Origin of the sequence: Methylomonas montana (assembly GCF_030490285.1) — a bacterium.
Classification (GTDB): Bacteria; Pseudomonadota; Gammaproteobacteria; order Methylococcales; family Methylomonadaceae; genus Methylomonas; species Methylomonas montana.
Window position 1 is genome coordinate 1,560,175 of record NZ_CP129884.1, and the last position, 25,521, is coordinate 1,585,695.

24 protein-coding genes and 1 riboswitch are annotated in these 25,521 nt (G+C 56.1%); of the genes, 8 read left to right on the forward strand and 16 right to left on the reverse strand.

Features of this window, described 5'->3' with window-relative positions; all coding sequences use genetic code 11:
* Positions 1–136 precede the first annotated feature (136 nt).
* A complete protein-coding gene (locus QZJ86_RS07340; RefSeq protein WP_301670507.1) occupies positions 137–1,804 on the forward strand; it encodes an IS5 family transposase in 1,668 nt (555 codons plus the stop codon).
* 7 nt (positions 1,805–1,811) lie between these two features.
* On the opposite strand, the gene smbP is transcribed toward QZJ86_RS07340, so the two are convergent.
* Positions 1,812–2,147 carry a small metal-binding protein SmbP gene (gene smbP / locus QZJ86_RS07345; protein WP_301937731.1) on the reverse strand — a complete coding sequence of 112 codons (336 nt, stop codon included), beginning with the start codon at positions 2,145–2,147 and terminating at the stop codon, positions 1,812–1,814.
* A gap of 505 nt (positions 2,148–2,652) precedes the next feature.
* On the opposite strand from smbP, the gene QZJ86_RS07350 reads away from it, so the two are divergent.
* From QZJ86_RS07350 to QZJ86_RS07370, 5 genes are read left to right on the forward strand one after another with little or no spacing between them, the layout of a single operon-like run.
* Positions 2,653–3,126 (forward strand): (2Fe-2S)-binding protein, encoded by a 474-nt coding sequence (locus QZJ86_RS07350; RefSeq protein WP_301937733.1) that lies wholly within the window; start codon positions 2,653–2,655, stop codon positions 3,124–3,126.
* The gene (locus tag QZJ86_RS07355; protein ID WP_301937735.1) at positions 3,123–5,375 is read left to right on the forward strand and encodes a xanthine dehydrogenase family protein molybdopterin-binding subunit; all 2,253 of its coding nucleotides are present in this window, start codon (positions 3,123–3,125) and stop codon (positions 5,373–5,375) included. The genes QZJ86_RS07350 and QZJ86_RS07355 overlap by 4 nt, the downstream gene beginning before the upstream one ends.
* 43 nt (positions 5,376–5,418) lie before the next feature.
* On the forward strand, positions 5,419–6,537 hold the full coding sequence (locus tag QZJ86_RS07360) for an XdhC family protein (protein WP_301937737.1): 1,119 nt from the start codon (positions 5,419–5,421) through the stop codon (positions 6,535–6,537).
* Positions 6,521–7,147 carry a nucleotidyltransferase family protein gene (locus QZJ86_RS07365; protein WP_301937739.1) on the forward strand — a complete coding sequence of 209 codons (627 nt, stop codon included), beginning with the start codon at positions 6,521–6,523 and terminating at the stop codon, positions 7,145–7,147. The genes QZJ86_RS07360 and QZJ86_RS07365 overlap by 17 nt, the downstream gene beginning before the upstream one ends.
* Positions 7,128–7,568 (forward strand): D-alanyl-D-alanine carboxypeptidase family protein, encoded by a 441-nt coding sequence (locus QZJ86_RS07370; protein WP_301937740.1) that lies wholly within the window; start codon positions 7,128–7,130, stop codon positions 7,566–7,568. The genes QZJ86_RS07365 and QZJ86_RS07370 overlap by 20 nt, the downstream gene beginning before the upstream one ends.
* 1,359 nt (positions 7,569–8,927) lie before the next feature.
* Here the strand turns inward: QZJ86_RS07370 and QZJ86_RS07375 are convergent.
* The 15 genes from QZJ86_RS07375 to QZJ86_RS07445 form a co-directional block, all read right to left on the reverse strand.
* Entirely contained in the window at positions 8,928–9,284 is a 357-nt protein-coding gene (locus QZJ86_RS07375) for a (2Fe-2S) ferredoxin domain-containing protein (protein WP_301937743.1), read from the reverse strand.
* Positions 9,277–10,653, reverse strand: coding sequence for a precorrin-3B C(17)-methyltransferase (cobJ, locus tag QZJ86_RS07380; protein ID WP_301937745.1), 1,377 nt, complete (start codon positions 10,651–10,653; stop codon positions 9,277–9,279). Before cobJ ends, QZJ86_RS07375 begins: the two co-directional genes overlap by 8 nt.
* On the reverse strand, positions 10,650–11,048 hold the full coding sequence (locus QZJ86_RS07385; RefSeq protein ID WP_301937746.1) for a cobalamin biosynthesis protein: 399 nt from the start codon (positions 11,046–11,048) through the stop codon (positions 10,650–10,652). The genes cobJ and QZJ86_RS07385 overlap by 4 nt, the downstream gene beginning before the upstream one ends.
* Positions 11,048–11,794 (reverse strand): cobalamin biosynthesis central domain-containing protein, encoded by a 747-nt coding sequence (locus tag QZJ86_RS07390; protein ID WP_301937748.1) that lies wholly within the window; start codon positions 11,792–11,794, stop codon positions 11,048–11,050. The genes QZJ86_RS07385 and QZJ86_RS07390 overlap by 1 nt, the downstream gene beginning before the upstream one ends.
* Before the next feature lie 2 nt (positions 11,795–11,796).
* On the reverse strand, positions 11,797–12,576 hold the full coding sequence (cobI, locus tag QZJ86_RS07395) for a precorrin-2 C(20)-methyltransferase (RefSeq protein ID WP_301937750.1): 780 nt from the start codon (positions 12,574–12,576) through the stop codon (positions 11,797–11,799).
* The gene (gene cbiE / locus QZJ86_RS07400; RefSeq protein WP_301937751.1) at positions 12,569–13,867 is read right to left on the reverse strand and encodes a precorrin-6y C5,15-methyltransferase (decarboxylating) subunit CbiE; all 1,299 of its coding nucleotides are present in this window, start codon (positions 13,865–13,867) and stop codon (positions 12,569–12,571) included. Before cbiE ends, cobI begins: the two co-directional genes overlap by 8 nt.
* 1 nt (position 13,868) lies before the next feature.
* A complete protein-coding gene (locus QZJ86_RS07405; protein WP_301937753.1) occupies positions 13,869–14,969 on the reverse strand; it encodes a cobalt-precorrin-5B (C(1))-methyltransferase in 1,101 nt (366 codons plus the stop codon).
* An 8-nt stretch (positions 14,970–14,977) separates the two neighbouring features.
* Complete coding sequence (locus tag QZJ86_RS07410) at positions 14,978–15,646, reverse strand: precorrin-8X methylmutase (RefSeq protein ID WP_301937755.1); 669 nt, start codon at positions 15,644–15,646, stop codon at positions 14,978–14,980.
* A gap of 9 nt (positions 15,647–15,655) precedes the next feature.
* Positions 15,656–16,507 carry a sirohydrochlorin chelatase gene (locus QZJ86_RS07415; RefSeq protein WP_301937756.1) on the reverse strand — a complete coding sequence of 284 codons (852 nt, stop codon included), beginning with the start codon at positions 16,505–16,507 and terminating at the stop codon, positions 15,656–15,658.
* Positions 16,504–17,283, reverse strand: a complete 780-nt coding sequence (gene cobM, locus QZJ86_RS07420; protein ID WP_301937758.1) for a precorrin-4 C(11)-methyltransferase — start codon at positions 17,281–17,283, stop codon at positions 16,504–16,506. Before cobM ends, QZJ86_RS07415 begins: the two co-directional genes overlap by 4 nt.
* Positions 17,276–18,013, reverse strand: coding sequence for a CbtA family protein (locus QZJ86_RS07425; protein WP_301937760.1), 738 nt, complete (start codon positions 18,011–18,013; stop codon positions 17,276–17,278). Before QZJ86_RS07425 ends, cobM begins: the two co-directional genes overlap by 8 nt.
* Entirely contained in the window at positions 18,013–18,192 is a 180-nt protein-coding gene (locus QZJ86_RS07430) for a CbtB domain-containing protein (RefSeq protein WP_301937762.1), read from the reverse strand. The genes QZJ86_RS07425 and QZJ86_RS07430 overlap by 1 nt, the downstream gene beginning before the upstream one ends.
* A 115-nt stretch (positions 18,193–18,307) precedes the next feature.
* Positions 18,308–18,521: riboswitch (cobalamin riboswitch) on the reverse strand.
* Positions 18,522–18,891: 370 nt separating this feature from the next.
* Entirely contained in the window at positions 18,892–19,320 is a 429-nt protein-coding gene (locus tag QZJ86_RS07435) for a desulfoferrodoxin family protein (protein WP_301937764.1), read from the reverse strand.
* A gap of 166 nt (positions 19,321–19,486) precedes the next feature.
* Complete coding sequence (locus QZJ86_RS07440; RefSeq protein ID WP_301937766.1) at positions 19,487–20,704, reverse strand: efflux RND transporter periplasmic adaptor subunit; 1,218 nt, start codon at positions 20,702–20,704, stop codon at positions 19,487–19,489.
* A 7-nt stretch (positions 20,705–20,711) separates the two neighbouring features.
* On the reverse strand, positions 20,712–23,888 hold the full coding sequence (locus QZJ86_RS07445; RefSeq protein ID WP_301937768.1) for an efflux RND transporter permease subunit: 3,177 nt from the start codon (positions 23,886–23,888) through the stop codon (positions 20,712–20,714).
* Positions 23,889–24,468: 580 nt separating this feature from the next.
* Here QZJ86_RS07445 and QZJ86_RS07450 point away from each other — a divergent pair.
* Together QZJ86_RS07450 and QZJ86_RS07455 are read left to right on the forward strand one after the other, a co-directional pair.
* A complete protein-coding gene (locus QZJ86_RS07450; protein ID WP_301937770.1) occupies positions 24,469–24,723 on the forward strand; it encodes a hypothetical protein in 255 nt (84 codons plus the stop codon).
* A gap of 33 nt (positions 24,724–24,756) precedes the next feature.
* The gene (locus tag QZJ86_RS07455) at positions 24,757–25,398 is read left to right on the forward strand and encodes a hemerythrin domain-containing protein (protein ID WP_301937772.1); all 642 of its coding nucleotides are present in this window, start codon (positions 24,757–24,759) and stop codon (positions 25,396–25,398) included.
* Positions 25,399–25,521 lie beyond the last annotated feature (123 nt).

Here is a 25,521-nt window from a genome sequence, read left to right on the forward strand (position 1 = left end):
GAAATGGTTTATTAACCCGGCCCCTAAATAGAGTCTGCTCAGAAAATATAACCCATTGATTAAGCGTAGTTATTGAGGAATTTTGGTATAATTGCTGCACGAAAAACATGCCATTAGCCTCAAAAACCGTGCAGCCATGATTCGAACCACGAGCTCAAAACAACTGACGATAGCTGAATTCGACTGGCCGTTCGAGACAGCCCTGGATAAACACAATCGCTGGGTAAAACTGAGTGAGTGCATCCCGTGGGACGAACTGGCGGAATGCTATTACCAAGGGATGAGGGCGGACCGGGGCCGGCCGTTGAAAGACGCGCGGCGCGTAATCGGCGCGGTGATCATCAAGCACAAACTGTGTTTGTCAGACGTGGAAACCGTCCAGCAAATCCAGGAAAACCCGTACCTGCAATACTTCGTCGGCTTGCCCGGCTACCAAGCGGCGGCGCCGTTTGCGCCGTCGTTATTGGTCGAAGTGCGCAAGCGCATGGGCGAAGCCGTGTTCGAAGGCTTTCACCGCGCCATCATCGAGGCGCACGAGGGGCAAAAGCCGACCCCGACCAAACTGGAAACGCCGCCGGCCGCGGCAACGCCCGCTGCGTCTGAGCCGAAGGCCGCGGCTAGCGTGACCGCGCCTGAAGCTGAGGTTCAGCCCGAGGCGGCCGAAGCGGCCTTGGATTTTGCCGATAAAGACGGTGTCCCATCGGCACCGGAGCCGGAAGCACCGGCCGCCCCGCGCGGCCAATTGATTCTGGATGCCACCGTGGTCGAACAAGCCATCCGCTTTCCCACCGATTTGAGCCTGTTGAACGAAGCGCGGGAATTAACGGAACGGATCATCGACACCCTGTGCAAGCGCCTGAAGGTCACGGACAAACCCAGGACTTATCGCCACAAAGCCCGCAGTGCGTATCTGGCCGTCGCCAAACAAAAGCGCCCCGGCCGGAAAGTGCTACGCCGAGGCATCAAGCAACAGTGGCAATATCTGCGCCGCAACCTGAGCCACATCGAACAACTCTTGGCGCCCATCCCTCAGGGTTCGCCGCTGCCGTTGCCGGGTTGGCTGCTGCATCGCTACTGGGTGATTCAGCATCTGTACCAGCAACAATGGGACATGTATCGAAACCAGACCCGCCGCTGCGACCGCCGCATCGTCAGTATCAGTCAACCCTATGTGCGGCCGATGGTGCGCGGCAAGTTGGACAAGCCGGTCGAATTCGGCGCCAAACTCAGCGTCAGCCTGAGCGGCGAAGGCCTAGCTCATGTCGATCACCTGCGATGGGATGCCTTTCACGAAGGACTGGATCTGGTCTCGCAAGTCGAAGCGTACTTGGCGCGCTACGGCCACTATCCGGAACGGGTGCTCGCCGATCCGATCTACGGCACGCGCGCCAACCGCGACTACCTGAAGCAACACGGTATCCGCTTTGCCGGCAAACCGCTCGGCCGCCCCAAACGCGAAACCGAGGCCAACCGGGAGCAACTCAAACACGACAAAGAACAGCGCCGGCAGGAATACCTGCAGCGCATCCCCATCGAAGGCAAATTCGGCCAAGGTAAAAACGGCTATCGTCTCACCGACATCCGCGCCAAGCGCGCCAACACCTCGTTCGCCTGGATCAACACCATCTTCTTGGTGATGAACCTGCTGGTCCTGCAAGGGATCTTTTTTGCCCTCGGTCAATGCCGCCTGGTCGGGTTACTGCAAATGATCGTGCGCGCCTGGAAACAAAAGATTTGGAATCTGCGCACCCATTCTAACTTGGCCGACCCGATTTGCTCGTCATTGCCACAGCTGATTTACTGAGCAGACTCTAATTATTAGCCGCTTTAAAATGGCCAACGGCTTCCTCGGCATGCTTGGTAGCCACATCGGCATGATTTTGCTTGCCGTGGGCTATCGATTCTTCCAGCGATTTTTTGCCCGCTGCGATGTGGGTTTTAGCCTCGCCGCTAGCCGCGCTTTCCGCTTTATCGACGTGAGCCAGTGATTTTTCCGCATGCTCCACCAACTCCGGTGCATGGCCGGCTTTGCCATGCGTTACCGCGTGTTCGGCGTGTTTTAACGATTCGGCTGCGTGTTCTTCGGCAAATGCGCCGCTGCTGGCAATTAATAACGCGCTAGCTATGATCGCTATAGTATTTTTCATAGAATTCCCCCGGGAAAAAATTGAGTTGTTTAAAAAGTCTTCATTTAAAACCGGTTAATATATAAACCCTTTGTTAAATAGGTTTTATGATATTTATAAATCTTGATAAATCAAGGTTTTAGTCGGTTTTAACAATACAAGATATTCCGTAATATCGACTGTATCGAAATATTATGTACTCAATTTATATGCCAGTTTTCAACTCGTTGTTTGAAAAGAAAAATATAGACTAAGCGGTAATTTCGGTGTTGATTTTTCACCAGTTATTGCTGATGAGCTGCTGATTTTTCAGCAGCTTGAGTACTGGCGATAGCAAGACAGAATTTTATTTAGAGACCTGTTTCTGTCTGATTGGCTATGGCGCGGATAAAATGATTGATATTCAATTGCTTGCGACGCATAAAAATATAAATTAAACCCTAGCCATACCCGGTACGAATTTCGCATGACTAGCCGCAACGAGCAACGGCTTCCCCATAACAAAACCATTAATGAATCGAATCTTATGAGCCAATACACAGTCAACATCAACGGTGTGCAGAAGACCGTGGATGTTAATCCCGACACGCCCCTGTTGTGGGTGCTGCGCGATCATTTCAATTTAGTAGGCACCAAATTTGGCTGCGGGATTGGCCAGTGCGGCGCCTGTACCGTGCATATTGATGGTCAGCCTACCCGGTCCTGTCTGACGCCAATTGTCAAAGTCGGCCAAAGCCGGGTCACCACGATAGAAGGCCTGCATCCCAGCGGCGAACACCCCTTGCAGAAAGTCTGGCAGGAGCTGGATGTGCCGCAATGCGGTTACTGTCAGGCCGGGCAGATCATGACCGCAGCGGCGCTGTTAAAAAAAAATCCCCGCCCGACAGACGCCGAGATCGATGCCGAACTAGCCGGCAATCTTTGCCGGTGTGGGACTTATTTAAGGATACGCGCGGGCATACACCGCGCTGCTGAACTTGCTGTCAAGGAGTCGATATGAACGAATATCCGTTGGAAAATGCCAGCCGCCGCGATTTTTTGCGCAAGTCCACACTGGCGGGCGGCGGGCTGGTACTGGGTTTTTATCTGAGTGTGGCCGATAGCGCGGCAAAACGGGTTGCCAAGCCGTCCGCTATTTCGGAAAGCAGCGCGTTTAAACCCAATGCCTTTATCCACATTGCGCCGACCGGCAAGGTGACCTTGATCAGCAAGCAGCCGGAGATAGGCCAGGGCATCAAGACCTCGCTGCCGATGGTGATCGCCGAGGAGCTGGAGGTGAATTGGCTGGATGTGCAAATCGTGCAGGGCGATCTGGATCCGATTTACGGTAGCCAAAGCGCCGGCGGTTCGCGCTCCACGCCGACCAATTATCAGGAATTTCATAAGCTCGGCGCGACGGCCAGAACCATGCTGATCCTGGCTGCCGCGGAAATCCTGCGAGTCCCGGCCGCCGAACTAGTTGCCAAGGATAGCGCCGTGCATCACCTGTCCAGCGGCAGACAACTGAGCTATGGTCAGCTGGTGGAAAAGGCGGTGACGATCCTGGTGCCCGCACCGGAATCGGTGAAGCTGAAAGACCCCAAAGACTATAAGTTGTTGGGTACGCGGATCGGCGGCGTCGACAACCCTGGCGTCGTCACCGGCAAGCCTTTATTCGGCATCGACGTGCAACTGCCGGGTATGTTGTATGCGACCTATCAAAAATGTCCGGCTTTCGGCGGCAAAGTGGTCAGCGCCAATTTGGATAAAATCAAAGCGCTGCCCGGTGTAAAACATGCCTTCATCGTCGAGGGCGGAAGCAGCTTAAAGGGCTTGTTGCCGGGTGTGGCGATAGTCGCCGATTCCACCTGGGCGGCGTTCACGGCCCGCAAGCAACTGGAAGTGGTTTGGGACGAAGGCCCTGCGGCCGCGCAAAGCTGGGCCGGTTTTAGCGCCAAAGCCAAGGAATTATCCGAACAGGCCGGCAGCGAAGTGCTGCGTAACGACGGCGATGCCAAAAAAGCCCTGGAAGAAGCGGATAAGATCGTCAAGGCGGCTTATAGCTATCCGTTTATCTCCCACGCCAGCATCGAGCCGCAAAATTGTACGGCCTGGTTCAAGGACGGCGGCATCGAAATTTGGGCACCGACCCAAAACCCGGAAGCCGGGCAGAAGATCGTCACGGAAACGTTGGGTATTCCCAAAGAGAAAATCACGCTGCATATCACCCGCAGCGGTGGTGGCTTTGGCCGGCGCTTGATCCCGGATTACATCATCGAATCGGCTGCAATTGCCAAGCAAATCGGCGTACCGGTCAAACTGACCTGGACCCGCGAAGACGATTTGCAACACGATCAATTTCGCGCCGGCGGCTTTCACTTCTTAAAAGGTGGGTTGGACGACAAAGGTAAGTTGATCGCTTGGCATAACCATTTCGTCACCTTCGCGCATAAAGTGGTGAAAGATGGCAAGGACATCCTGGAACTCGGCAGTGGCGCCAATTTGTCCGGCGACGAGTTTCCCGGCCGTTGGGTGGAAAACTGCCTGTTGGAGCAAACGCCGCTGGAGTGCAATATTCCGATGGGGCCTTGGCGCGCGCCGCGCAGCAATGTGTTTGCGTGGGTGTTTCATAGCTTCATCGACGAACTGGCGCATGCAGCCGGCCGCGATCCATTGGCGTTTAGATTAGAAATCTTGGGCGACAAGGGCTTTATTCCCGGTACCGGCCAGCAAGGTATTCCCTACGACGTCAACCGGATGAAGCATGTGTTGCAACACGTCGCGGAAAAAGCCGAATGGGGCAAAAAAACTTTCCCACGCGGCCAAGGGCAGGGTATCGCCTTTCATTTCAGTCATTTGGGATACATCGCTCAGGTGGCGGAAGTCACCGTGTCCAAGGACGGCAAGCTCAAGGTCGATAGAGTCGTCGTCGCCACCGACATCGGCGCGCAAATCGTCAATCTCAGCGGCGCGGAAAATCAGGTGCAGGGTTCGGTGATCGATGGCCTGGGGGCCTTGATGTTCCAGGAGTTGAATATCGAAAAAGGCCGCATCGTGCAGAGCAATTTTGGCGATTATCCGATGATCCGTATCGCCGATGCGCCCACCCGCGTGGATGTGCATTTTCTGAAAACCGATTATCCGGTCACCGGCCTAGGCGAACCGGCGCTGCCGCCGTTGGCGCCGGCGGTGTGCAATGCAATATTCGCCGCTACCGGCGTGCGGGTCCGGCAATTGCCATTGCTACGCACCGATTTGAGCTGGAGTTGATATGGCTAGTACAATCGCCGGCATACCCGCAAGCGAGTAAACCATGGCCAATAACATCAATCATCTGCTCGAAGCCTACCGGCAATTGCAACGCGACCGGCAGGATAGCGTACTGGCGACTATTATCGAAACCTTTGGCTCCACTTACCAAAAGTCCGGCGCGCGGATGCTGATTACTCAAACCGGCGAGTTGGTCGGTTTGCTGGGCGGCGGCTGCTTCGAACGGGATTTGCTGGAGCAGGCCGGTTCGGTGTTCGAAACCGGCCATGCCAAAACACTGTTTTACGATATGCGTTCCGGAGAAGATGCGATCTGGGGTTTGGGGCTGGGTTGTAACGGCGCGGTTAGGGTGTTGCTGCAATTGTTATCAGCCGAGCAGGATTTTAGTCCTTTGAGTCAGTTGGTCGGGGCCGCAGAAACGCAGGCTCACGGGGTGTTGGTGACGGTGTTCGAATCAGTGCACGCGGATTTTCCAACCGGCCGCAGTCAGTTTTTGCCGGCAGCCATCGTCGGTGAGCAACCGATATTGCCCAGCGCGCCATTTCCGTTTGCCACGGCGGCACTGCAAACGGCATTGCAACAAAAACCGCGCATCGAAACCCATCTGCTTGACCGCCAGGAAATCAAAGCCTTTTACGACCCGGTGCAACCGCCCTGGCAGTTGCTGATATTCGGCGCCGGTGCCGACGCGGTACCGCTGCTGAACTGCGCCAAGTCCCTGGGTTGGCGTGTGAGTTTGGTCGATCACCGGCCCGCGCACATCAAGCCCGAGCGCTTTCCGCAGGCCGACCAGTTATTGCATCTAATCCCGGAACAGGTAGCGACGCAGCTGGATTTGAATCGCTTTAACGCGTTGATGTTGATGACCCACAATGTCGAATACGACCAACGCTACCTGCAAGCCATCGTGCATTGCCGAGTGCCGTTTATCGGTTTGCTGGGGCCGGCGCATCGTAAGCAGCGGCTACTGGAAAGCCTGGGCGAAGATGCCGCGCTAATCCACGAGCGGGTGTTCGGCCCTGTGGGCTTGGACATTGGCGCGCAAACCCCGGAAGAGATAGCATTGTCTATCGTGGCTGGCATTCATGCCCAGCTTAACGGCCGTAGCGGCCTGCAACTAGGCAATGAAATAGTTGCGATCAAGCATGAATGCAGCCATTGATAATGTGCATGCCGTCATCCTGGCGGCCGGTGCCTCCAGCCGGATGGGCAGCCCCAAGCAATTGCTGGTCTGGCAAGACCGGCCATTACTGACGCATGCAATTGACAGTGCGCGGGCCGTGTTAGCGGAGCGGATCGTGGTGATTTTGGGCGCAAATGCCGAGGCAATAAATACCGCTATCGATCTGAACGGCGTAAGCGTGGCGCTGAATCCGGACTGGGCGGACGGCATGGCCGGTTCGATTAAAGTCGGTATCCAGGCCTTGCCGGCAACGGCCAGCGCGGTGTTATTGATGCTGTGCGATCAACCCCTGATTAACGCCGCGCATCTGCAAAGCTTGCTGTTGGCCTGGCAGCAGGCGCCGGAGCGCATTGTGGTGAGCCAGTACGCGGAGTCGTTCGGCGTGCCGGCCGTGTTTCCGGTCGCGTTTTTTGCGCAGCTAGCCGGTTTAACTGGCGATCGCGGAGCCAAGCCCTTGTTGATGCAATTCGAGGGAACCCTGGTAAAAGTGCCGTTACCGGAAGCGGAACTGGATATCGATACGCAGGGCGATTACCAGCGCTTGCATACACATAAATCTGATGCCGCCGATGATTGCGGAACAACTTGACGATTACTTGCCGAGGATTCGCGAGATATTTTTCGAGTTGGGGATTCCGGAAGACCTGCCGGCAACCAGAAGCCTGGCGTTATGCCGCGAGCCCACCGAATTGGTAGCCGCGGAAATCACGCCGCAGGGTAAAGAGTTTTATTTCACAGCGGCTGCAACTGCCGCTTGGCAAGCATTGAAACGGGCCGCCGCCGTGGAGGACGTTTCGTTGCTGATGGTCTCAGCCTTGCGCAGCGTGGATTATCAAGCCGACATTATTCGGCGCAAGCTGGAGAAAGGGCAAGCTATCGACGAGATTCTGCGTGTCCTGGCTCCGCCCGGTTACAGCGAACACCATAGCGGTCGTGCTATTGATATTGGCTGCGACGATTGCCCGGAGCTGGGTGAGCAGTTCGAAAATACCCACGCATTACGCTATTGAGCCCTAAGCGGGCTACACAATTTGTCAGTCATTTTTTATAAAAAACCGACATTCGCACAAAATCACTTCAACAATACAGTCTGCCATAAACATGCCCGAGCTATTTTGGAGAATGATCGAGAAAAAAGCTCGGCCGTTTTATCCGCGAACCAAATCGATCTACAAAATTTGTCGGCCGTTCTCGTTAGGAGCTCGACCATTTAACAAAATTACGCCAATGCTCGAGCTCGCCGTGAGAATGCCCGAGCTATTTTGGAGACTGGTCGAGAAAAAAGCTCAGCCGTTTTACCCGCGAACCACATCGTTCTACAAAATTTGTCGGCCATTCTCGTTCAGAGCTCAGCCATTTAACAAAATTACCCCAACGTTCGAGCTCGCATCGACAATGCCCAAGTTATTTTGGAGAACGGCCGAGAAAAAAGCTCGGCTGTTCTGGATGACCGCCCGACCGGATTGGTTTTATCCCCTTATGCCGCCGCGCACCGGAGCTTTTGAACAGACAAATCGGCAGGATAGCCGATTTGCATGTGTAGCACCCGAAGGGCGAGGTACATGGATGTACCGAGTGAGCAGTCCGTTAGATACTCCGCAGGGAGCTCTTTTCGGCAACTCCGACGCTGAAAATCTTGGAAACGGAGCGATAGCGAAGTGAAGATTTTTAGTCCGCGATAGCCGTAGCGCCGGGCGGGTTTTCGTAGTGAAGCGGAGAAAACCTGCAAGGCATCGCGAAACGGCGTCAAGTCATGCGAGAGCCAATGTTTCGACCCCTTGTTGGGTCGAAACGAGGTGACGCGGACGAATCGGGGCCGCCGGAGGCATAAGCGGTCGCGTAATTTTTGCCGCTTGATTGGGCTGGGATGCCCAAAACAAGCTTTCGCAAAAATAGCGACTCCCCGATCAAAAAGCTTCGGCACGCAGGGTCGATGTCGATTCCCAACATCAATGAAAAATTGGCGTCCATAAAATTTAATCACTTGCAAAGATTATGAGTGTTTCCGCTTCGATAAAAATCTCATAATTAGTGAAATATGTACTGACAAAAACGGCCATTCTGAGACAGTCATCCACCCGCAGAATCGACGCTTCGACAGTCTGATTCACGTTAATAACCGGACAATGGCGGTCAGAATGGGCTTACCAATTGCTATTGGTCAACCACACTTTGCGAGCGCGGTTTCGGCGACATCGATCAAGTTCTGCCGCATCCATCTGCCTCTACATTTACCGTTTCAAGTTCGTCGGATTTTAATTTGACCGACAACATATGCTTGTGCCAATGGATAGTTCAAACCGACTACAAAACTAACTGATGGAAAAATCAATTTCTTGTCCTTATCGGGGTACTTCCCTTGCCAGCCCTCAGCCAAGTTCGCAACCGGGGCCTTGATGGAAAATCAGGTCCTCGACCGGCGAGCCGCGAAGCAAATGCTGCTCTATGATCCGATCGAGATTGGCAGCGGTCACGTTGTAATACCAGACGCCGTCCGGTTGCACGCAGACGATGGGCCCTGCCTTGCAGGTGGCGAAACAGGTGGTGCGGGTACGTTTGACCCGCAACGCACCCTGATCCAATCCCGCGGCCTTGAATTTTGCCCCCAGGCTGTCGAACAGGGCTTGCGATTCGCCGTTTTGCGTGCAGCGCGGGCCGGTACAGACCAAAAGATGGTGTTTGTAATCGCCCATTTTGGGTTTGGCTGGCAAGGGCCTGTCACTCATCACTGCATTCCTCTTCTGCTTCAATGTCTTCGCCAGTGTCGATCAGCTGGCCTAATTGCTCGCTGGCTTTGCGGAAACTATCGAGCGTTTGCTGATTGAAATGATCACCCACCTTGACCAGCAGCAATGAAGCGATCAAGCCACCGTTTGCATCGATCAGGTACACGCCGTGTTGCTGCCCGTCATGGCTGAAAAACCAGGCGCTGGCGATGCGGCCGGTATCGACATGCAGGTGACAATGCTCGTTGACCAGGTTCAGCCACTGGCCTTTGCGGGTAAGGTCTTTGGCTTGCAGCAGAATTTCGGCGATGGCCGCTTCGCTGCGAACTACCGCCCTGATTTGCCCCCAGTTCTGGGCGGCCGTGAATAGCGTATCGAGATGCTCGGTTGCTACCAACCGGGCCTGCATCGCCCCGGCTTCGTCGCCGGGCTGGGCTTCGACGACGGCCGCCAGTATTTCGCCGAGCGGTGCGTCGAAATGCGCCGCGGCGTCGCGCAGATTGGCCTCGGGGGTTTCCCGCAAATGGCGACGCACACAGGCATGCCAGCCGGTCAAGCCCATCGTCAATGACCGGCCGGCCTGCTCGCCATGTTTGGCCTCGCCGGTCAACGTATCGTATTTATTGGCATAACCCCGCGGCGTGACCATCAGGCCTTCGCGGACGAAGGTACTGCTGTTGCCTATCAAGACCGTACACAACATGCCGATCTCGCAATCGGCCATTTGCGCCAGAGTCGTCATTTGAATGGCCTGGCGCCGGCGGTAGCCGGATTTGACGATCGCCACCGGCGTATCCGGCCTCCGATGCAGTAACAGTATGCGTTGCGCCTCGACGATCTGCCCGGTGCGGCGGCCGCTCTTGGGGTTGTATAACGCAATGACGAAATCGCCGCGCGCCGCCGCTTCCAAGCGGCGGGCGATGGTTGGCCAAGGTGTCAGCAAGTCCGACAATGAAATCGAACAAAAATCGTGAGTCAGCGGCGCGCCAACCAGTGCCGCGCAGGCGTTCAAGGCCGTGGCGCCGGGAACCACTTCGACTGTGATATCACTGTCCCTCGTCCAACCGCTCTGGAACAGCACTTCGTAGGTTGGCCCCGCCATGCCGTACACGCCAATGTCGCCCGAAGACACCAGCGCCACGGTTTTGCCTTGCCGCGCCTGTTCGTAGGCCTCGATGCTGCGATCCAGCTCTTCGGTCATGCCCTTGCGGATCACTTCCTTGCCATCCAGCAGGTCCTGCACCAGTTTGATATACGTGGAGTAGCCGATCACCACATCGGCCTCGGCGATGGCGTCTCGGGCGCGCTGGCTCATATGCTCAGGCGCGCCGGGGCCGAAACCCACCAGTAAAATTTTGCCTTTCTTCATTCGTCTCTCATGCTTGCAATCGAAACCGTGGCGTTTTTTCCGTCCTCGCCACGGTATTTGTGTTTTTCCAGCAGCAAAGCCTGCATCGTGGCATCGGCGGCCAATAGCGCGGCCGCCTCGGCGACTGCCGGCGTGCCCATGTATTTGCGCACCGTTTCCGATGGATTCGGCACTGACACTAGCGCGAGTTGCGCGGCGCTATAAAAATGCAGGGGCCAGCCGTGCCGTTCCGCCAGCTGAAGTATCGCGACTTCGTCGTTTTTCTTGTCGATGGTCGCCATCCCTGCAACGCTGGCGATGTCAAGACCGGCCAACGCCAAAGCTTGCGCCACTGCAGTTTGCAATGTGGCCAGCGAAGTATCGCGATCGCAGCCCACGCCCAGCATCACCGCCATCAATCCTGCCCCGCCGGCGGGCGATATACCACCAAGCGTTCGGCGAGATCGTCCCAACAGGCCTGAGCAATATCGCGGCGGGTGACCCATAACACGGCGCGATAGCGATCCAGATCGACATCCTCGAAGCGTTCGTACAGATGAATATTGGCCGGCAGCGGCGTCGGCCTTGTCCACCAGTTTTTGGCACCGGCTTCCTGTACGAAGGCAACCGGCTCTTCGTTGACCACATGCGCCGAGACGCGGGTGATGTTGATCTTCGGCGCCTCGACCTGCCAGCCTAGTTCCCGCCCCAGAATATCCACCGGAATGGTCTTGCCGACATCGGATGCCGTAGTCAGTACCGCTTGTGCCTCCAGCAAGGCCGCCAGACGCTCGGCAAAGGCATTGGCGCCGCCGACGTGGCCGGACAGCACAGGAATCACATAACGCCCGGCATCGTCGATGACTAACACGCCGGGGTCTTCGTCCTTGGATTTGAGGTGCGGCGCAATCAGCCGCACCACCGCACCCAACGAGATGAACATTACCAACTGATCGTAGTTTTCGAACAATCGGCCGATATTGGCGCTCAATGCGCCAGGCAATACTTCGACCGGATTGGGAATGGCCGGCAAACCGGCGGCGAATTTCTCCGAAACAGCCAGATGCGCATCGGGCAGTTGAGCGGCCAACTGCAAGGCCTGCGCCAGGCCATGTTTGGTGATCGCGACCAGCAGGATACGGGGTTCAGGCATCGAATTCATGGTTATTCTTGATTTGAGGTTTTCTTGCGGCAGCCGCGAATGATTTCGCCGCGTTGCCGGTGCGGATTGCGTATCAATAGCAAGGAAAGATAGTTGACCTTTTCGCCGCGCAAGCTCGCCACATTGCGTTCCACCCGTTCTTCCGGCGCGCCGGCCTTTTCGATAAAGGCGGCCTGTTCCAACAAGTCGCGGCGCTGCAACAGATCGATAATATCGTCCAGCAGCGGTTTGACTTTCAGCAACACCAGGGTGTCAAAATCGTCCAGCAGGCGCTCGATCATGCCGATGCCGTAACTCGCGGGAATGATCGCGACAGTCTCGTCGGTATCAGCCAGCGGCATCGCCACCCGCGCGGCGGCGGCATTGAACGACGATACGCCGGGGACGGTTTCGATTTCGATGCCGACGTCCAAGGCCTGCACGGTCCGCGCCAGATGGCCGAAGGTTGAATAGGTCGACGCGTCGCCTTCGACCAGAAACAGCACATCCCGGCCGCTACGCAGCTGCGTCAGCACGGTTTCGGCCGCGCGCAGCCAGTAGCCGGCCAGAATCTCGGCATCGTGGGTCATCGGAAAAATCAGCGCCGAGTGTTTTGCCGGTAACGGCAGACCGCCGCGCAAGGCGATTTGCAAGGCATGGCTGTCGGCGTCCTTGCGCCGCACCGGATAGGTCCAGTGGCAATTGCCACGCTGCAGCAACTCCCAGGCGCGGAGGGTGATCAAGCCCGGATCGCCGGGGCCGAGCGAGACGCCGAACAGCCGGCCGGCTTTGATGTCATTCATCGGTATTTTCCTGATTAACCCCGCGCTTCGCGCAAACGATCCAGATCGAGTTTTCAGCCTGCATTCGGTGCATGTCCAGTATCGGTTTGCTGCGCGCGGCTTGCAGTTGCAGCACATCCCAGTCCGCGCCGGCCGCTTTTAAAGCCTCCACCGCCGTAGCGAGATTTTCGATGGTTGCAAAATTCATGACCAGCTGGCCGCCGTCGCGCAAGCGTTGCAGGCACAGAGCGATCAGCTCTCGCAATTCGCCGCCGGAGCCGCCGATGAATACCGCATCGGGGTCGGCCCAGGTTTCCAGGCCATCCGGCGCGCGGCCGTGGCGCAGGCTGTAATTGCTGACATGCAAACTCGCGCGGTTTGCCAGCACGATGGCCGCATCGTCGGCATTTTTTTCGATGGCGTAAACGTGGCCCAATGGACACAGTCTCGCCGCTTCCAGGCCGACCGAGCCGGAACCGGCGCCGATGTCCCAGACGATGCTGTCGGGTTTTAGCGCCATGCGTGCCAGCGAAACGGCGCGCACTTCGCGCTTGGTGATCAGGCCTTTGTCGGGTTTACGCTGTTGAAAGCGCTCGTCCGGCAGGCCAAACAAAGCTTCCTGCAGGACAGGCTTTTGCCGAATCAAGACGATATTGGGGTCGGCAAAGCGGCGGGCCGCGGCTTCATCGACCGACAGCCAGCCGGAGATTTGTTCATCGGCTTGCTGCAACCGGGCGGCCACCGCGATCTCGTAACGGTCGGCCAGCGCTTCCTGTTGCAGCATGCGGGCGATGCGGTCCGGCGTGTTGTCCGGGCTGGTCAATACAGCCGTCAAATGCGATTGCCGCAGCAATTGCAGCAAGGCATACAAGCCATGCCGGGCATCGGCGCCGCAGGTCCATTCGCCGGCATCGCGGCTATGCACCGAAGCGATGCGCACGTCCTGCCAGACCAGCCCCAAGCGGGAGCAAGCCAGTTGCATCGTCGACAGGTTGGGCATGATTTCGATACGTTCGCGACCGAATTTGCCGAGCAGAAAACCGCCGATGCCGTGACATAACGGATCGCCCGTCGCCACCACCACGACTTTTTTACCGGCGTTTTGCGCGTCGCCAATCCACTCTGGCACCTGGCTCAACTGGCCGGTCAGATCGTGACATTCGGCGCCGGGCTTGATCGCATCGGCCAGCAGGCTCAATAGCCGCGAACCGCCGATTACGACATCCGCGCCGTTCAAATGCGCCAAGGCATCGGCCGTCAGGCTGCCGCTGCCGCTATCCAGTACGCCGATGATCCGGCAGGGTTCCTTCACTTCATACCTCTCCGGCCGCTTCGGCCAGCTTGTTGCCATCGAAATCGCACATGAGTACCGTCAAATGAAATTTTCCGGCGTAGCGGCCGCGTAACGTCTGAATGACGCGCTCGCCCAAGGCCCGATAAAAAGGGTCGATCAGGCCCAGTTCCTCCATGCGTTCGCTGGCATAACGCGCCATCTCCGAGGCGCGGATGTCATTGCAAACCTCGTCCGGCGCGCCGATTTCGGCTGCAATTTCCGCCAGCAGATCGGTATCGACCGCGCTGCGGTTGGCATGGGTGATGGTCTCGCCCTGGGCGATCTTGGTCAGCTTGCCGACCATGCCGCCAATCACGACCTGGCGGATGCCGCATTTGACGACGGTGTCCAGCGCATATTTCAGAAAATCGCCCATCTGCACGAAGCAGGCCGGCGCCAGTTCAGGCAATTCACGCATGGTAAATTTTTCGGTGCGGCCGCCGGTGGTCAACACCACGACAGACTGGCCCTGATTGGCGGCCACTTCGATGCCCTGAATCACGCTGGCACGGAATGCCGCAGTCGAATAAGGATGGACGATGCCGGTTGTGCCCAGGATCGATATGCCGCCGACGATGCCCAGCCGGTAGTTGAGGGTTTTTTTTGCCAGGTCTTCGCCGCCAGGCACCGAAATCGTCACTTCCAGGCCGCTTTGTTGCAGCAACGGCTCGGCGGCGGCGCGAACGTTGGCTTCGATATTGCGGCGCGGCACTGGATTGATCGCCGCCCCACCGACTTCCAATCCCAGGCCCGGCATGGTGACCGTGCCGACACCATTGCCGCCCTTCAATATCAACGAGCCGGGCGCATCCGGCAACAGACGCACATCGGCGGTCAACGGCGCCTTGTCTGTGACATCCGGGTCGTCGCCGGCGTCCTTGACCACTACCGCGTGCGCCGACAGCTTGTCGCAATACGCATCCGTCACCGTGAACCGTACCTGTTGCCCGTTCGGCAGTTCGCATTCGACCACATCCGGCACCGCGCCGGTCAACAAGCCCAATGCCGCCGCGCGCGCCGCCGCCGCCGAGCAGGCGCCGGTGGTATAGCCTTTGCGAGTGCCTTTGGGTTTTCTTTCCACGCCGCGGCTCAGTTCTTATCCGATTGTTGAGCCTCGGCCAGGGCCAGCAAGGCATGGATGGCGGCCACCACCAGCGTCGAACCGCCCTTGCGGCCATCGATGACGATCCAGGGGATGGTATTCATTTCGCTGAGCAGCGCCTTGGATTCGGCGGCGGAAACAAAACCGACCGGCATGCCGATCACCAGAGCCGGCTTCAGATGCGCCTCGCGCACCATGCGCACCACTTCCAGCAGCGCGGTCGGCGCATTGCCGATGGCGACGATGCCGCCGTCGAGCAGATTCAATTGCTGGGCCTTGCGCATCGCCTGCACCGCACGGGTGCTGTTTTCGGCTTCGGCTTGGGCGATGACGTCTTCATCGGCGATGAATTGATGAGTGGAAACGCCAAAATGATCCAGTCTTGGTTTTGACAGGCCGACGCAGATCATTTCGACGTCGGCGACGATAGCGGCACCGCGCTGCAGGGCCTGCACGCCGGCAGAAACTGCATCGGGCGAGAACCGGGTCAGGCCGTTGAATTCGAAATCCGCCGTTGCGTGTATCATCCGCCGAACCACCTGCCATTCATCGGCCTGATAGGCATGCGGGCCGGCTTCGGCATCGACGATGGCGAAGGAATCGTGTTCGATGCGGCGGCCGGCATCGGTGAGCTGTTCGGTAACGATATTGTTCATGGGTTGCGGTTAGGGATGGTGATGATGGCCCTGGCCATGGTCGGCGGCGAATTCGCGGTATTTGCAGCCGTCGCATTCCATCATTTGCGGCTGGCGGTCGGCGGTGGCTTCCACTATGCGTTGCTGCAGCAAACGATAAATTTCATCCTCGAAGCCCAGATAATTGCCGAGCGCGAAGTGTACTTGCGGATACTGGCTTTGCAGGCGCGACATCTGGCGGCGGATGCGTTCGATCAGGGTGCCGGTGAACAGGTAAAACGGCAGCACGACGATTTGCCGCATCTCCTGCTTGATCTGGCGCTGCACCACCGATTCCAGGCGCGGGTGGGTAATGCCGGTAAAGGCGATGTCGACCAGATCGTGATCGCTTTCTTCATACAGCCAGCGCGCCATTTTGGCCAATTCGCCGTTGGCGACGCGGTCGGAAGAGCCTCGCCCCAGCACGATGACGCCGGTATTGCGCGGGTCGGGCACGTCCAGCTCATGCAGTGCTTTACGCAGGTTGCGCTTCAATATGACCAGGATTTCTTCGCAACTGCCGAGATGACGGCAATAGACAAACTCGATCTGCGGATGCCGCAAGCGCGCGTGCTCGATGTGCTCGGGGATTTCCATCTTGACGTGGCCGGCGGCGTTGAGAATCAACGGCACCACTACCACTTGCCCACCATGTTGGGCGGCGTTGTCCAGCCCCACGTCCAGCAACACGTCGGCAAATTCGATGAAGCAGACCTCGATGCGGCGCTGCGGTTCGCGGCCGCGCCACAGATCGGCAAACGCCTGAATTTCCAGATTGCCGGAAGGCTCGCGCGAGCCGTGGCCGACCAGCAGGATGGTTTGTGCTTGTAGGTTTGAATTCATGTTTTTGTAGCTTTACGAAAACGATGCGAAAACCCGGCATCGTAGAGTTTGGAATGCTGGATCTCGGGCCAATATCGGCTGCCTAGCGCCGGACTGGCGATGATCATCGCCTGACTGTTGATTTTCTCGGCACGGCAGCGTTCTCGAATATCCTGCAGCGTGCCGCGAACGATTTTTTCCTCGCCGGACCAGCTGGCTTTTTGCACCACCAGGATCGGCGCATGTTCCGGCCAGTCGGCAGCGAGCAGGGCTTTTTGCACATCACCCAGCAAGGTTATCGACAGGAAAATGCATAAAGTGGCGTGATGCGAGGCCAGAGCCTCCAGATCTTCCCCGGTCGGCATTGGCGTGCGGCCCGCGACACGGGTCAGGATCACGGTTTGGGTGACTTCCGGCAGCGTCAGCGTTTCGCCAGCCGCCGCCGCGGAAGCGAATGCCGAAGAAACGCCCGGCACCACGGCCCAATCTATGCCGGCCTGATCCAGCGGCCGCACCATTTCGGTCAAGGCGCCGTAAAGGCCGGGATCGCCGGTTTGCAGGCGCACCACGGTTTCATGTTGGCCGGCCTGGTCGATCAGCCAAGCAGTAATCTCGTCCAGCGTCATGTCTTTGGAGTCGCGGACCAGGCAATCGGCCGGCGCGTATAAGGTGGCAGCCTGATTGACCAGCGAGCCGGCATACAACACCGCGCCGGCCCGTGCCAGCAAGCGCTGTCCCTTGACGGTAATCAGCTCGGGGTCGCCGGGGCCGGCACCGACAAACCAGACTTTAGCCATGACTATCCTCCGGCGAGGAACGAGTATGTGTCAGATCAGTCCTGTCGAAACGAATAGCCAGAGCCGCCGACAAGCCGCCCAATACCAGCCAGAACAGCAGATTGCTGAGCACCGAGGCCTGGATGAACCGAACCTGCAATGCCTCCGGCGCCAGACTTTCAGCCATGGCCGGTTGCGGCGCGCCGATCAGGTGAGGACTCAGTAACAGTAGGACGCCCACGATTTTCAAAACCTTGTGGCCTTGCAGAAACAGCAACCCCAGGCCAATCGACGTGGCGCAGACTGTCCCCAACCACCAATATTGCCTGGCCAACAGATCTGCCGCCACAGTACCAGGCAGTTCAGGCGGCAGGCCAAGGCTGGGCATAACGAAAAATACCGTAAATCCAGCAATGCCCCAGCTTAGTCCGCTAGTCCAGCGCGAGGGTCGCCGCAACTGATACGCGCCGACCAGCATCGATGCAAAACCGATGGCCATCAAGATATTGCTGCTGATGGTCGCCAGTGTTCGCTGCCAGCCTTCTTCCGGCTGCCAGGCATCTTCTGCGTGTTCATGCCCGAAAGCTGTTTCAGCCGCATGAACATGTTCCGTCGATTCTGCGGCGATTTCATAAGTTTCGGCCGCGAGTATCAATGGCGTGACCCACTGGAACTGCACCAGCGATAGCAAAAGGGCCGCCACTATTCCAGAAAGTCCTGCGGACATCAGCATGCGGGAAAGCATGCTCATCAATGGCACGGAAAGCCGGTAGAATGGCGGGTGTCATGGGTAGCGTTGTGCACTTCGGCGATAGGTGCAAAACCGATCGTCAACACCAGAATAACCCCCAAAATCATCATCGACACTGCGGCGATAACATGTGTGTCGAGCATTCCGGCCAAAGTCGAACGGGTGGATTGAATAAACATGACAGTCTTCTCGGGTAAAAACGGATTTCGGGAGCAGACTGGACAGGAAAATGACGCGTACAGAGACGAATGTCGGACAAGGTCTCCGGCCTGCGCTCTCCCTCCGAGAGTCGGCAACCATACATGCGATCAGGCCGGTCTTCTGGCTTGCCTTCATCTGAATTCGTCCACCTTCCCACACGAAGAGTGCAGTGGTATCAGGACTATTCATCAGGCTTACAGCAGCGGGGGCTGCGCCGGAATTGATGATATCAACCATCGCACCGGGCTTCCCGTTTAACTTCAGCGCATAGAACCCGCGCCAAAGCACCTTATCGTACAGGCAGTATAATTCATACTTAGGAATCATGGCGATGCTTTTCTACAGAAAGCCCGGTTTTCTGGATAGAAGCTTATTCCAAAGCTCGCCGAATTGGCAGCTATGAGAGGTAACGCGGTCATTCAAGGGATAAGGGGGCGAATGACGCATATGGGTCGTTATAGCGACAAAAACAGAAATAACACCGTCAACCAGGCACTTAGTTATTTCATGGTTTTTGAGCTTCCCTCCCGCTATCGTGAGTGTGATTTTCAGGAGTTTTGAATTTTGAAGCCTGATTTGGCGTTATCGGGCGGATGAATACCGATGTCCGGTAAGTACTGACGGCAAATAGGTGATCAAACGGCGACAACATCCTTGTTATCGCCCATCTGATGGTTTTAAATCTCGGCGCTGCTCAGCCAAAGATCGTGCTTGTTGCACAGGCTCAAGGCGTAAACCGTGCCGCTGTATCCCGCCAGACTGAATTCGGAAATGGCCACAGGGTCTTTGCTGGGGTCGAACAGGCGCTCGTTCAGGAATTTGTAGTCTTTATCCAGCAGCACATGTTTGACGATGTAATGTTCGTAGCCTTTCACTTCGTGCGGCGTAGTGATTTTGACCGTTATTTTGCCGTCGGCTTTTACGACTTCAATCACCGGCAGATGCGTCGCGGATTTGCCGGCCCAGCGGCCTTGCGCGTCCTTGGTATAAAACACATCTCCCGGCGGGGTGGGTTGTTTGCCCGCTTCGGCCTGAGCCAAGCTTGGGGCAATGATGCTTACCGCTGCACCGGCGGCACTCAATCGAATAAAGTCGCGACGTTCCATGAAAATTCCTTGTGATGGGTTAAAAATTGGCAGCCACTGAGCGGAGGTTTTATGGCTCGGCAGGGCTTAGTTTTAGAGCCAGTGTTTTGCTCGCCATCCTTTTAGTTCGGGATATAAAGCATTCGCGACGACCCAGGCTCAATAGGCCGCGTGAATTTGGAATGTATCACGATTTCGCCGCGATTTTTTCCTTGGTTTTCTCCGCCGTTTTTTGCGGGGTTTCCACCACGCTCACCGTTTCGCCTTCCACTAGTAAATCGGAAGGGCTGGCGACCAAGGTATCGCTAGCTGCGATGCCTTCCAATATTTCCAGTTCGCGGCCGAAATCGCGGCCCAATTTCACCGGACGAAACGCCACACGATGTTCCGCATCGACGACTACGACATGTGGGCCGGCCTGGTCGATCACCAATACGTTAGCCGGCACCACCAAAGGGCTGGATTTACCGGCGACGTTGATGGATATTTCCACGTAAGAACCGGGCAGTAACTTGCCGTCTTTATTCGGCAGTGTAATATCCACCTGCCGGGAACGGTTGACCGGGTCCAGCGCACCGGCGACATGGTCGATATGCGCGTTAACCGGCTTGGCTTGCGAGTCCAGCACCCGGACCGAAACCTCCTGGCCGGCCTTGATGTCATCGGCGTAGACTTGCGGCACCCAAACCGTCAACCGCAATGGGTCGGTTTGGGTCAACGCAAACAATTCCTGACTGCCGGCGACGATTAGGTTGCCGACATCGACCGCCCGGCGAGTAATCACCCCGGAAAACGGGGCGACGATACGCCGATAGCCTTCGATATTTTCCAGACGTTTGACATTGGCTTGCGCGGCCGCGAAATCGGCTTCGGCTTGCAGGAAAGCGCTGCTTTTTTCGTCGAATTCCTGTTGAGTACCGCTGTCGGTACCGTTCAACTGCGTCCAACGCTGCAGGGTGGTGCGGCTCAGTTCCAGCCGGGCTTTCACTTGCGCCAGTGCAGCGCGCGCTTGCGCCAATTCCTGCTCCAATTCGGGCACATCGATAACCGCCAACAGGTCGCCTTTCTTGACTTGATCGCCGATGGTCTTGTGCCAGGCGCTTAAATAGCCGTTGCTGCGGGCAAAGATTTGAGTTTCGGTATTGCCGCGCAAACTGGCAGGCAATACCAGTTTGCGCGTCGATTCGCCTGGACGGGAGTGCGATGCAATCACGCTGCGCTGCAAGCTGGCCGCAGTCTGGGTCTGCAAAGTTTCCGTTTGCTGCAGATTCTGCGCCAAGCGCCACGCGCCGGCCAGCAGTAACAATAGCAATAATCCCAGTCCGAGCCGCTTTGCTACCAGCAGAGTACGGTGCGGATTATCGGTGGACGGTAACGCAAAGGTAGATGAAGGGATGCTATTCATATGAGTATTAGGGAGTTACAAGGGTGGAACGATTCGAATGACGCCGAGCCAACCAGCGATGAGTGCCGGCAAACACCAACGGCACAAACAGTAAAGTGGATACCGTGGCGAACGCCAGGCCACCGATCACCGCGCGGCCCAGCGGCGCATTTTGTTCAGCGCCTTCGCCCCAGCCGATGGCCATCGGCAACATGCCGACGATCATCGCAAAGGCGGTCATCAGCACCGGTCTTAACCTGGTGGCCGCCGCTTCCAAGGCTGCCGTCACCGGCGGTACGCCGGCGGCCAGCCGGGTGCGGGCGAACGACACCAACAAAATACTGTTGGCGGTGACCACGCCCATCGCCATGATGCTGCCGGTCAAGGCCGGGATGCTCAGCGTGGTGCCGGTCAAAAATAATGTCCAGGCAATGCCGGCCAACGCAGCAGGCAAGGCGCTGACGATAATCAATGGGTCCAGCCAGGATTGAAAATTCACGACCAGTAGCAGGTACAGCAACACAATCGCGACCGCCAAGCCGGCCGCCAGACCGGTAAATGAACTGTTCAAGGTTTCGATTTGGCCGCGCACGTTCAATTCGACGCCACGCGGCAATTGACCACGGCTATCGGCAATCAGCGTTTCGATTTCCCGGCTCACCGAACCCAGGTCGCGGCCTTCGACGCTGGCGTAAATATCGAACACATTATTGGCGTTGTAATGCGTTACCGCTGCCGGCATTAGCGTGCGTTTTAATTTGACCAGATTGCCCAGCAATTGAGGTTGACCGTTGCCGCCGCCAACCGGCGTGCGCATCAAGGCATCCAGGTTGTCCAAATTCAGCGGATTGCCCATCACGCCGATATTCACCGAGTTGCCGTTAGCTGGGTTTAGCCAGAATGACGGTGCGGTTTGCATGCTGCCGCTGAGGGTCAGCAACAGATTTTGCGCCAGATCGCGGGCCGACAAACCCAATTGTTGTAATTGCTGGCGATTCATTTCCAGATCCAGCGCCGGCCGATTTATGCGCTGATAAATATGAGCATCGACGATGCCGGGGATTTGCCGTAAGCGATTTTCCAACGCGATGACCTGTGGCATCACTTCTTCCGGCTTGCCGCCGATGAACTGGATGTCGATAGGCGCCGGTACGCCGAAATTCAACGTCTGGCTGACCTGGTCGGCGGGCTGGAAGAAAAACTCCAGGCCGGGAAAGCGGCCGGGCAACTCAGAACGCAAGCGCTTGATGTAATCGGCGCTGGGGGCGTGGTCGCCAGGACGTAGCGAGATCATGATCTCGGTATCGGCGGTTTCCACGGTGCCGGAGTTGCCGAACAAGGTGTTACGAGTACTGTAAGGCCCGCCGATAATGTCCAGCAGATCGTCGATTTCTTCGGCGGGAATAATGCCGCGAATGAATTTTTCCACCGCATCGATTTGCTGCGGCATTTCCTCGATGCGGGTGCCGGACGGCGCGCGGACATGCAAGCGGATTTGGCCGGCATCCACCGCCGGAAACAAATCCTGGCCCAATAACGGCACCAAGCCCAGCGATGCCAGGCAAAAGCCTAAAATCGCCGAGCTGTAACGCAAACGATGTTTGAGCAAATGGCTGGCCAATACCAGGTAATGACCGCGGAATTGCTCAAATCCGTGTTCGAAAGCGCGATGCAGGCGCTGAAAGCCGCGCGACAACGCGTTCCCCGGTAGTGTATCGGTATGGCCGTGATGGCCGGACATCACATACATCACCAGTGTCGGTACCAAGGTACGCGACAACACGTATGAAGCGAGCATCGCGAATACCACCGCTTCGGCCATCGGCACGAACAGGCTGCGCGCCACGCCGGCCAGGAAGAACATTGGCACGAACACGATACAGATACACAGCGTCGAGACCAGGGCCGGCATCGCGATTTCTGCCGCGCCGTCCAGGATGGCCTGATGCGGGTTCTTGCCCAACAGCATTTGCCGCTCGATGTTTTCAATCTCGACGGTGGCATCGTCCACCAATATCCCCACCGCCAGCGCCAGGCCGCCCATTGTCATCAGATTGATGGTCTCGCCGATTAAATATAAAGCTATCAACGAACACATGATGGACAGCGGAATCGACACCGCGATGATACAGGTAGTGCGCCAGTTGCCCAGAAACAGCAAGATCATCGCGGCGGTCAGGCCGGCGGCGATCAGTGCTTCGTGCAGCACGTTGCCGATTGCCGCCTTCACGAACAGCGATTGATCGAACATCAAGCGCATATTGATGCCTTCCGGCATTAGGTTCAGCATCTTCGGAATGGTCTGCTTGACGTGCTCTACCACCTCCAGCGTCGAAGTGTGGCCGACCTTGAAGATCGAAGTCAAAATGCCGCGCTCGCCGTTCTGGCGGGCGATGGTAGTGACGGGGCCGGGGCCGTCGCGTACCGTGGCGACATCGCGGACCAAAGTCGTGGCGCCGTTCACGGTGCGAACCGGTAGATCGGCCAGACGCGGTATCGAAGCGATTGCGCCGTTGAGGGTGACGTCGTATTCGTTACTGCCGAGCTTGACGGTGCCGGTCGGCAGTATCAAATTCTGTGCGGCCAGCGTATCGCTTAAATCGGCGGGCGATAGGCCACGGGCCAATAGGGCAGGGGCATCGACATCCAGCGTGATTTGCCGGTTCTTGGCGCCGAACGGATTAGTCATCGCCACGCCGCGTTTGGATTGCAACGCGGTTCTGGCGATGTTATTCACCAAGTCGTTGACGTCGGTTTCCGGCACCGTACTGCTGGAAACGCCCAACTGCACCAGCGGCAGATCGGCCGCCGAATATTGAATCACTTGCGGCGGCATGGTGCCGGCCGGCAGCGAACGGTATACCGAGTTGCTGCTGGACATGACTTGAGCTATCGCGGTACGGATGTCGGTACCCGGATGAAAGAATACCTTGATCACCGCCGCACCGGCGTAAGACAAAGATTCGCTATGTTCGATGCCGTCGATCAACGACATCGAGCGTTCCACCGAGCCGGTCAGCCGGTCGGCGATTTCTCTGGGCGTCATGCCTTTGTAATCCCACAACATGGCCACTACCGGAATGTCGATGGTTGGAAAAATATCGGTGGGCATTTTTCTCAGCACGTAAGGGGTGGACAACAGTATCAGTAAAGCCGCTACCACGAAGGTGTAAGGGCGGCGCAGAGCAATTTGAACGATCCACATGAGGGCGGGTTTGGGCGATCCGGTTTAATTAAGAGCCTATTCTGGATGGCCCGGCGTTTTTTATAGATGTATTGGGAATGACTGTACGGCGCTATTAGCAAGCAATTGGCGAGCCAAAATTATGCTGATATCGCGTTTGGCTTGATTGGTGCGCGCCGACAGCGCGAGTAAAGGGCTCCCGGGCAGGGTTTGCCCTGTTGGTTATTGGGGGAGTTTGACAAGTCGCTGCGGAACGCACGCTGGACTGCTGTTATTGCAACAGCTCATCATCAACGATGCTGTTATTTCAACAGTTATCGGGAAGTTCAGGCGCTTCCAGATGCCAATCTCTGCCATCGGTGGTCCGGTGAGCAAATTAACGTTCTGTAAGCTATGGTGACGCGCATAGAATTCAAAGCATCGAGAAAGGTCAATTTTTGAATTATTACTGATTTTTCTCATTTCAGCGGGAGCAATGAAATATTTGCGATAACTATTACAGTTTAGTTAATTATATTTTGTTAATGGTGCTTGATCACAGTTTGTTTTATGGGTTTATGATAAAAGTCCACAAAGTTTCACATTTTATGGAGTATGGCATATGTTAACTTCAAATCGGATTATTTCATACACCAATCTGTCGTCAGGAAATATTAGCTGGTTTTTCCTTGCAAGAGAGGGAACCTTCGGGCCTTTTGATTCAAAGCAATATACTGTTGCCGTATTGGAACAGTTTATGAAGAGTTGCTTGGAGTCGGGAAATGCCGGGGGGCGGTCTGTTATCGATCATAATTGTCAGCAAGTCGATCAGGCTAAAAAGCAAAGTCAGATATCGTTATTTGAGCTGATTAGATGATACTAAAAATAATAATTTACAGAGGTATTGGCTATGTTAATAACAGACACCTTAAAAGCAGATCATCGTTTGATTATAAAATATATTAATTTGATGGAAAAGTATGCCGAATACGACATTAAATGCAGTGCTGGAGCCGATGATTCGATGTTAATGGCAGGTGCGGCTTCGTTTTTTCAATTCATTGACGAATTTGCCGTGACCTACCATCATGCTAAAGAATCAGTATTTTACAAGTATATGGAAGAACCAGGCGTCCTGATTAATCGCAATCCGTTGCCTATGGTATTTTCGGATCATTCAAATGCAAGTGAACGACTCGCCGATATTAAGGGTGCATTTTATTCAAATAATGTTGCAGAATTAATAGCCGCCGTTGAGCGGTATGTCGTTCTGTCAATGACGCATATGTTTAAGGAAGATAATATATTGCATGCAATGGCGGAAGATAGAATTGCCGATAGTAGAAAAACAGAGATGCTTAAAAAATTTGAAGAGATCGATCGACAATTAGATATAAGGTCGATTTTAGAGAAATATAATAATCTGTTTTTTGAATTGCAAATTTACTACGATAAAAAATATCGGCAACTAGCAAAGCAGTCTACGAAAAATATAAATTGGCGGGTTTTTCCAGTCAATAGCCGCATTGGTCGGCGGTTGGAGATGGCTTGATAGACGACTGTCACTTGAAAAGCCTGAAATTTGATTCTATGCCACAGAAGCCGCAGCTTAGAATGGATGGCTTGCTGAACCTCAAGCTAGAATGCATACCGAATTAAACTCATGCAAGCCGAC